Here is a 925-nt window from a genome sequence, read left to right as displayed (position 1 = left end):
GGGCCGCTCAGGTCAGAGCCCCAGCTCCGACTCGAACGCACCCTCCTCGATGCGGTTCTTGATCGCCGTCAGGAAGCGGGCCGCGTCGGCGCCGTCGACCAGGCGATGGTCGTACGAGAGGAAGATGTACGCCATCTGGTGCACGGAGATCGAGTCGTTCCCGTCGGCGTCCGTGACCACGACGGGCTTCTTCGTGATCGTGCCCGTACCGAGGATCGCGGCGTGGCCGCCCGGCACGATCGGCGTGTCGATCAGCGACCCGCCCGAGCCCGTGTTCGTGATGTTGAACGTGCCGCCCGACAGCTCGTCCGGCGTGACCTTGTTCGCCCGGGTCCGTGAGCCGAGGTCCTGGATCTGGCGGGCGATGCCGGCCAGGTTCAGGTCGCCCGCGTTCTTGATCACCGGCACCACGAGACCGCGGTCCGTGTCCACCGCGATGCCGACGTTCTCCGACGGGTGGTAGGTGATCGTGCCGGCCTCGGTGTCGATCGTGGCGTTGATCTTCGGGTACGCCTTCAGCGCCTCGACCGCGGCCAGCGTGAAGAACGGCAGGAACGTGAGCTTGGCGCCCTCGCGTGCCAGGAACGACTCCTTCGCACGGGCCCGCAGGCGCGCCACCCGCGTGACGTCCACCTCCATGACCGTGGTGAGCTGGGCCTGGGTCTGCACCGCCTCGAGCATGCGCTCGGCGACGACCTTGCGCAGGCGCGACATCTTCTCCGTGGTGCCGCGCAGCGGCGACACCTCGAGCACGGTCGTCGGAGCCGCCGGGGACGACGGCGCCGCCGCGGCGGGAGCACCGGCCGGCGCCTGCTTCGCCTCGGCCGCCGCGAGCACGTCCTCCTTGCGGATGCGGCCGCCGACGCCGGTGCCGGTGATCGTCGAGACGTCCACGCCCTTCTCGGCCGCGAGCTTGCGGACCAGC

General features: G+C 70.6%; 1 protein-coding gene. It reads right to left on the bottom strand.

Annotation, left to right across the window (positions count from 1 at the left end; translation table 11 throughout):
* Window positions 1–12: 12 nt before the first annotated feature.
* Window positions 13–925 (bottom strand): 2-oxoglutarate dehydrogenase, E2 component, dihydrolipoamide succinyltransferase (gene sucB, locus IIE03_RS02310; RefSeq protein ID WP_192861111.1); only part of this gene is annotated, 913 nt, incomplete at its 5' end.

Origin of the sequence: Myceligenerans pegani (genome assembly GCF_014892515.1) — a bacterium.
GTDB lineage: Bacteria > Actinomycetota > Actinomycetes > Actinomycetales > Cellulomonadaceae > Myceligenerans > Myceligenerans pegani.
Note: the sequence above shows the minus strand (reverse complement) of the source record. Positions and strands in the feature narration are given on the sequence as shown.